The organism is Desulfobacula sp. (genome assembly GCF_021107415.1).
Genome location: NZ_JAIOSW010000450.1, coordinates 1 through 6,512 on the forward strand (window position 1 = coordinate 1; position 6,512 = coordinate 6,512).

Annotated in this window: 9 protein-coding genes; 3 read left to right on the forward strand and 6 right to left on the reverse strand. The window is 38.0% G+C overall.

Features of this window, described 5'->3' with window-relative positions:
- Window positions 1-116 precede the first annotated feature (116 nt).
- The 3 genes from K8S13_RS22510 to K8S13_RS22520 form a co-directional block, all read right to left on the reverse strand.
- A complete protein-coding gene (locus tag K8S13_RS22510; protein WP_291465970.1) occupies window positions 117-542 on the reverse strand; it encodes a hotdog fold thioesterase in 426 nt (141 codons plus the stop codon).
- Between the two features lie 28 nt (window positions 543-570).
- Complete coding sequence (locus K8S13_RS22515; RefSeq protein WP_291465971.1) at window positions 571-1,812, reverse strand: MFS transporter; 1,242 nt, start codon at window positions 1,810-1,812, stop codon at window positions 571-573.
- Between the two features lie 67 nt (window positions 1,813-1,879).
- Window positions 1,880-2,122, reverse strand: a complete 243-nt coding sequence (locus tag K8S13_RS22520; protein ID WP_291465972.1) for a DUF6868 family protein — start codon at window positions 2,120-2,122, stop codon at window positions 1,880-1,882.
- A 183-nt stretch (window positions 2,123-2,305) separates the two neighbouring features.
- On the opposite strand from K8S13_RS22520, the gene K8S13_RS22525 reads away from it, so the two are divergent.
- The 3 genes from K8S13_RS22525 to K8S13_RS25830 all read left to right on the forward strand — a co-directional run bounded on the left by K8S13_RS22525 (window position 2,306) and on the right by K8S13_RS25830 (window position 3,863).
- Entirely contained in the window at window positions 2,306-3,001 is a 696-nt protein-coding gene (locus K8S13_RS22525) for a transposase (RefSeq protein ID WP_291465973.1), read from the forward strand.
- Entirely contained in the window at window positions 2,937-3,374 is a 438-nt protein-coding gene (locus K8S13_RS22530) for a transposase (protein WP_291465974.1), read from the forward strand. Before K8S13_RS22525 ends, K8S13_RS22530 begins: the two co-directional genes overlap by 65 nt.
- 420 nt (window positions 3,375-3,794) lie before the next feature.
- Window positions 3,795-3,863, forward strand: a complete 69-nt coding sequence (locus K8S13_RS25830; protein WP_367172826.1) for a hypothetical protein — start codon at window positions 3,795-3,797, stop codon at window positions 3,861-3,863.
- A 51-nt stretch (window positions 3,864-3,914) separates the two neighbouring features.
- On the opposite strand, the gene K8S13_RS22535 is transcribed toward K8S13_RS25830, so the two are convergent.
- The 3 genes from K8S13_RS22535 to K8S13_RS22545 form a co-directional block, all read right to left on the reverse strand.
- Window positions 3,915-4,712, reverse strand: coding sequence for an SDR family oxidoreductase (locus tag K8S13_RS22535; protein WP_291465975.1), 798 nt, complete (start codon window positions 4,710-4,712; stop codon window positions 3,915-3,917).
- A 146-nt stretch (window positions 4,713-4,858) separates the two neighbouring features.
- The gene (locus K8S13_RS22540; protein WP_291465976.1) at window positions 4,859-5,326 is read right to left on the reverse strand and encodes a 2TM domain-containing protein; all 468 of its coding nucleotides are present in this window, start codon (window positions 5,324-5,326) and stop codon (window positions 4,859-4,861) included.
- A 255-nt stretch (window positions 5,327-5,581) separates the two neighbouring features.
- Window positions 5,582-6,454, reverse strand: a complete 873-nt coding sequence (locus K8S13_RS22545; RefSeq protein WP_291465977.1) for a TIGR02285 family protein — start codon at window positions 6,452-6,454, stop codon at window positions 5,582-5,584.
- Window positions 6,455-6,512: the final 58 nt, after the last annotated feature.

The window sequence follows — 6,512 nt, forward strand, 5'->3', positions numbered from 1 at the left end:
GAATGATGCGCCTGAGATAATAATATAAAATATTCCAAGGAATCTATCTCCCCGAAGTTTGAAAAAACCCATTTATTTTGTGATCCTTTTTAATTTATATATAATAGAAACAATACTTATTTATCTACAAACCATTCATCCTTTTGATATGCCTGATCCTGGCTTTTTGCAATTAATTTATCTGTTTTTTCATTAAAAATTTTAATACTGTATAATGCTGTTCGCCTTCCTTTATGTTCCTCTTTTGCCTCGGCAACCAGGTGATCTCCAGAATAACTGGGCTTTAAAAAACATATGCTCACGTTAAGAGCAACAGCAACTTTTCCATGGGAATTGCATGCAGCTGCAAAGGCCATATCACTTATAGCAAAAATAATACCGCCATGGGTTGTGCCATGAAAATTTGTCATATTACCATCAATAACAAGAGATACTCTGCTATGTCCGGGTTTGATAATTTCAACTTTTGCCCCGAGATAATTGGCAAAAGGGTCTTTTTTAATATGATCATTTATAGATTGTTGACGGGTTTTGTCATCCATATAATTCTCCTGCATTGAACTCCTTATATTATAACTCTTTAGTGGGCTTTTTTAAAAATAGTGAAAAAATCATACCCATAAGAGATATTCCGCCGGCAACCAGGAACGGAAGCATAAAAGAATTGCTCACATCCGCAAGATACCCTCCTAAAGCAGGACCAATGGATTGACCAATTCCAAAAAATAGAGTTATAAACCCAAGCCCTGCGGGAGCAAGTCTGGGGCCAACAAAATCTCCGGCTGCTGCTGCCATAATGGTTGGTATACTCCATGCTGTCATACCAAAAAGAATAGCAGATAAATAAAATCCGGCTTCAAATTTAAACAGGGCATAGACTATATAAGAAAGTCCAAGTACAAAATATGCCAAAGCCGCGCCTTTACCACGCCCGATCCTGTCAGATATACTGCCCCAGAGAACGCCGCAAAAAATACTTAATCCGCCCACTGTTGCCCACAAGCCGCCCGCATATGCCTCTGAGTAGCCCATCTCCTTTACCAGATAGGCTGCAAAAAATACAATGTAAATAATATAAGACAAACCATAAAAAAAATATACAACTCCAAGATACCAAAGAGCCTTCATTTTATACACTTTGCCCCAGTCCAGAGATGAGACTTTACTTTCTGAGGAGGGCTCTTTACTCTCTTCTTTTACTTTTTGCCCTAAAGGAAGTAATCCCTTGTCTGCTGGCTGATTACGTAAAAATATAAAAACAATAACAGCTACCAGAAGCACAATAGTGCCCAGAATATACCATGAATACCGCCAGCCATCTGTTTCAAAAGCAGATAAAATAAAGGGTACAATGATACCAGATATAAATATCCCCAGACCAATCCCGCCTGAAACAATACCTGTAGCAAACCCACGCCTATTAACAGCAAACCATGCTGAGCCCAGAGCCATGGCAGGCACATAAGCTGCACCATTCCCCAGGCCTGTTAATAAACGCATGGCAAAAGCAAAACCAAATGATTTAGCAAGGCCGGTAAGTATCATGGTGACACCCATAAGGATTAAAGCAAATGTAATAACAGCTCTTGTTCCAAATTTTGCTGCAAGGAACCCACCAATAATGGCCATGGTTAGATAACCGATAAAATTTCCGGTCCCTAAAAGTCCCAGTTGGGTATAATCAAAACTAAGCCCGTCTTTCATGGCAGGGAGTAAAATTGTATAAGCCATCCGTCCAAAACCATGAGCTGCAACAGTTGTAAACAATCCCATGAAAATCACTATCCATCCATAGTGTATTTTCTTTTCCATGTGCTTCCTCCTTTTTCTAATCAATTTTTAACTAAAATTTTATTTGCTTCATAAGTATTATATTTTTTTACCCAATAATCCTAAAGGCAATATAGGGAACAACATTGAAAACCAAAAAAACAATTTTAAACAACCCTATAAACGCATAAATAACCACATTAAAAGTTTCTCTTGGAATGGGAAACCATTTACTTTGGGTACGATACACTAAATCCGGAGTTAACATTAATATTATAATCCAAAAAATCAATATACCACCGTTTATAATCGTACACCACATAAAAAACCCTGTCAGTGCCTGAATATCCATGATGTCCTCCTTCTATTTAAGACCTTTGCACGAGTATATTGATTTTCCCCCGGCTGCTCGTCATTAGCTCCATATTTTTATAAATTATGAGTTATTTTTTTTAGTATAATTGCATATATCTAATTGATTTTATTCTATATTTTTACTATAATGCTTCTATAAAATCAAGCTTTAAGAGGCATCATGGCATACAAAATCCTCGAACATAATTTTTCATTTGCTGATATCGCTGTGCAAAACATTGCAGATAAGAACCGAACCCTTTTGTTTTTACGCCAAGTCAAAAACACTATCGACTGGCAGTCTATTCAAGAGCTTCTAATGAAATTCTACGAAACCGGAAAAGCCAATAAAGGTGAAAGAGCCTATTCTCCTTTGTTTCTGTTCAAATGTTTCCTTCTCCAAAAGTGGTATCAAATTAAATCAGACCCTGAACTTGAGAGCCAGATTAATGACCGAATCTCTTTCAAATCCTTTCTTGATCTTTCTCTGGAGCAGCCTTCTCCAGATCATTCTACTTTTTCAAGATTCAGAAGCCGCCTTTCCGAGGAAGCCATGACTCGACTCAACAGTGCCCTTCTCAAACAATTCCATCAGCATGGAGTTTCCATCAATGAAGGAGTTGCTGTAGATGCCAGGCTGGTTCAGTCGGCAAGCAGACCTGCCTCTAATGACAAACTCAAAGAGATCAAAGAAAAAGCTAACACTCCTGAGGGCAAATTTGATAAAAATGGAAACAAGAAAAAATTTTCTCGTGATCTTGATTCCAACTGGGTTATTAAAAATGATAAACCTCACTATGGCCTGAAAGAGCATGCTGCTGTTGACACTGAAAAATGGTTTCATTCTCTCCACTACTCTGAGCCCTGCTTCTCATAATGATTCAATCTATTTGCCTCGTGCTGTCATTTATAGCATGCATACTGAGAATAAAATCAAAATTGTCTATGCTGATAAAGGATATCCCGGCGCTCCCAATCGTGAATTCCTTGCATTAAACAATATTAAAGACGGGATTATGCGTAAGGATGAAAAAAATGTCAAGCTGACTGATTTAGAAATAGAACGCAATAAGGGTATTTCAAAATACCGGTACATAGTAGAGCGATATTTCGGAATAAGCCACAAGTATAATAATGGAAACCAGGCACGGTTTCCGAAATTACTAAAAAATAAAATCGATATCATGTTCCGACAGTTTGCTTTCAATTTGAAAAAGGGGGCCAAAATCCTTGAAGCCCTCCCGGTTTAGATGGATAGGTGCGCTCGGACATGGAAATCCGGGCAAAATGGCCTCGATTAGAGGCAATACTAAGCCAACCGGATATAAAATCCGGATAAATCTGAGGCCTGTCCGCAGCCTCCGAAGCTGATTTTTTAAATTTTGACTTCAAAATGCTATAATCAGAAAAATTTCCTTATCTTGCAAAGCTCTCGAGAGGTTGGCCAAATGTTCCTATCGTTCATCGTAATTACTCTACCATCGGGAAGTTCTTTCGTGTCAGGATTAAGATCTAAATAATGAAGCTGATTTGAATGCTCCAAGAGAAATCCTCTTTGATACCATTGGGGAACATAGTGATTATCTCTTGTCTTGGGCATGATTTTATATTCTGACATCCCTTTAGAAATACATATTCAAATTAACTGATACCAATTTTGTGAAAAAACGATCCCCCAAACGTCATACTCGGAGAACTTTGAAAATAACCGGTATCACCCGGTTCATTTTCGTTGTTAGGAGCCTATTCAACTCTTAAAGTGCTTTTTTGTTTATAAATACAATTTCACTCTACTGGCTCCGCTTCCCCAGCCAAGATTTAAATGATTTAGGAAAAAACCCCATCATTGCTGTAAGCACCTTGTAAAAACCACCTGGAATACAAAACACCTTTCCTTTCATTACAGCCTGATAACCCTGTTCTGCAACATCTTCAGTCTGGGACCACATAAATTTAGGGAGCCTGTCAATGGATTCACGAACACCCATGACATCATGGAATTCACTTCTTGTGAATCCGGGGCATAATGCCGTACAATTTATACCATGCCCTGACAACTCCATATGCAGTGCATCCGATATCCCTGCAACATATGACTTGATACCGCCATACAGATTGCCTGGCATCTGCGGACTGAATGCGGCAACCGATGCAACGTTTATTATACGTCCGTATTTTTGTTTTCTCATTTCGCCGGCAAACAGATAACACATCTGCGTAACTGCGGTCATCATCACCTGGATCATATCCTGATGCTCCTGCCAGGAGGTTTCTAAAAACTTTGTTTTCAAAGCATAACCTGCATTATTAACCATTGCGCTGACCATGATCTGATCAGCCTTTAGTACATCATATACCTGTTGTGGGGATACAGGATCGGCCAGGTCGGAAACAAGAACTTTGGTTCGTATCTCAAATGATTTTTCCATTTGCGCAGCAATATTTTTTAATTTCTCCTCCCGGCGGGCTACAAGCACAAGATTAAACCCGTTTCTGGCAAATACAGTTGCAAATGCTTTGCCAATACCGGCTGATGCTCCAGTAATTAAAGCCCAGCGACCATTGGACTGTCTTTGAAATTCATTCATAATTCATATTGCCTTATTAACGCAGAAGTCAGGTGCAGCTATGGTTTCCACGACTTCCGCTAAAAATTATATATTTCAAATTTACAACAACCTGCCAAAACGGCGTAGACCCTTGCTGTGACCTGAACTAACAGGTTATGAAAATATTATGAATTACGCTTTAACCTTTTTTCAATTTGACGCTTTTCCCAATCGGGCCCAAACAAATTGAAAACCTCGAAAACATTTATGCCGTGGATGCTGACACCGATCCCCCAGCCCAAAGCTGGCCAAATAGCCCATAAATAGTCTGATGATGTTATTAAATTCAATGCAAATAATCCCACAATGACAATTGCATATGTTATGAGATGAGTATAAAATCCTTTAATATCACGCACATATATAATAGCCTGTTCTTCTTTTAATGAAATATTGGATTGCTTTGACATATCAGTCTCCTTGGTTATGTAAGTAACATCTGTGTCAAATGCCGCAGATAGAGCTTTTAAAGATTCTAAGCTTGGCTTTTGACCTCTTTCAATACGTTGGATAGTTCGCACACTAAGATTGCATATCTCAGCCAATTGCTCTTGAGACCAACTTTTTTCAAGACGAAGTTTACGGACGCTCATACGTATGCTCCTATAGTTAAAATTTGAGACTATATATACTAAGCAAAGACCATTTAGACCACGACATGGTTACGACATCATCAGGACAATAATCTGACATTCAAACCAATTCAGAAAGTCATTAGTCTACTAAAAACGTTAAGTTAAGTGGAAAAAAAGAGTCATAATCATCCGCAAATCATACCAGTTGATTTTTTCCACTTCAACTTTTTGTTACATTAACCGGGTAACTGCCACACCTGATGATTATCTTATTTAATGCTCAGATTTCAAAAAGTTGGTATTGTAATATTCTCTTATTATCCTTCGACCTTTTTCATCATACCATCTTTCCAGAATTTCGATATAACCTGATGAATTTCTTTCTTTTCGCAAAATATTATCGATTCTTTTTATAATCGCATGTCCCCACTCGTTTTTGGTGCAAAAAATGTGGGCAACAAGAACCTTGTTTTTGTTTTCCTCTATAGCATAGCTCTCAATTATCTCTTCACTTCTAAGCTGTTTTGCAATATATTTTGCAAATGAGGGTATCTCTATAGCATAGTCAAGGCGGTTTGCAATCAGCATTTTCATAAGGTTGTGAGTAGATGACTGAACATAAAGATTTCCTTTTTTCTCATATTCATCTATCAACATGGTAATATCTCCGTAAGAGCGCTTCTTTGTTACTCCACCTTCCAGATTTATATTTTCAAACAGATTTTTCAGTGATATGCTTTTTGTGTTCCCGTATATCTCATTCAGACGACCTTTCTTTGCAACTACCGAAAATGGCAAGGCAATTATGGCAGGAATTGAAAAATAACCGACTTTTTCTCTTTCAGGCTTTTTAAATCCGCATGCGCACAGATTTTTACCATGTTCCATCTGAACCAGAATTCTGGCAAAATTCATATCTTTGGTTTTATGGTCGTAATCATTTAAATTTTCATGAAAAATGGAGTATACTTCATCTACAACCCCCCGACCTTTGTCCTGACCTTCAAGAATATAAGAGGTCGGTCTGTCGGCAACTGCCCATACAACAATATCACTTGCATAGCCTGAAGATGAACAGAGCAGAAAAAATATGGCGGTAACAGTCGAACTAAATGTTGCTCTCATAGAGAATGAAAATGTTTTCATATTAATCACTCCAACGTTAAGTTAAGTGGAAAAAAAGAGTCATAATCATCCGCAAATC

Coding starts and splice junctions, on each gene's coding strand:
- K8S13_RS22510 (WP_291465970.1), bottom strand. CDS start 542: ATGGATGACAAAACCCGTCAACAATCTATAAATGATCATATTAAAAAA.
- K8S13_RS22515 (WP_291465971.1), bottom strand. CDS start 1,812: ATGGAAAAGAAAATACACTATGGATGGATAGTGATTTTCATGGGATTG.
- K8S13_RS22520 (WP_291465972.1), bottom strand. CDS start 2,122: ATGGATATTCAGGCACTGACAGGGTTTTTTATGTGGTGTACGATTATA.
- K8S13_RS22525 (WP_291465973.1), top strand. CDS start 2,306: ATGGCATACAAAATCCTCGAACATAATTTTTCATTTGCTGATATCGCT.
- K8S13_RS22530 (WP_291465974.1), top strand. CDS start 2,937: ATGCTGCTGTTGACACTGAAAAATGGTTTCATTCTCTCCACTACTCTG.
- K8S13_RS22535 (WP_291465975.1), bottom strand. CDS start 4,712: ATGAATGAATTTCAAAGACAGTCCAATGGTCGCTGGGCTTTAATTACT.
- K8S13_RS22540 (WP_291465976.1), bottom strand. CDS start 5,326: ATGAGCGTCCGTAAACTTCGTCTTGAAAAAAGTTGGTCTCAAGAGCAA.
- K8S13_RS22545 (WP_291465977.1), bottom strand. CDS start 6,454: ATGAAAACATTTTCATTCTCTATGAGAGCAACATTTAGTTCGACTGTT.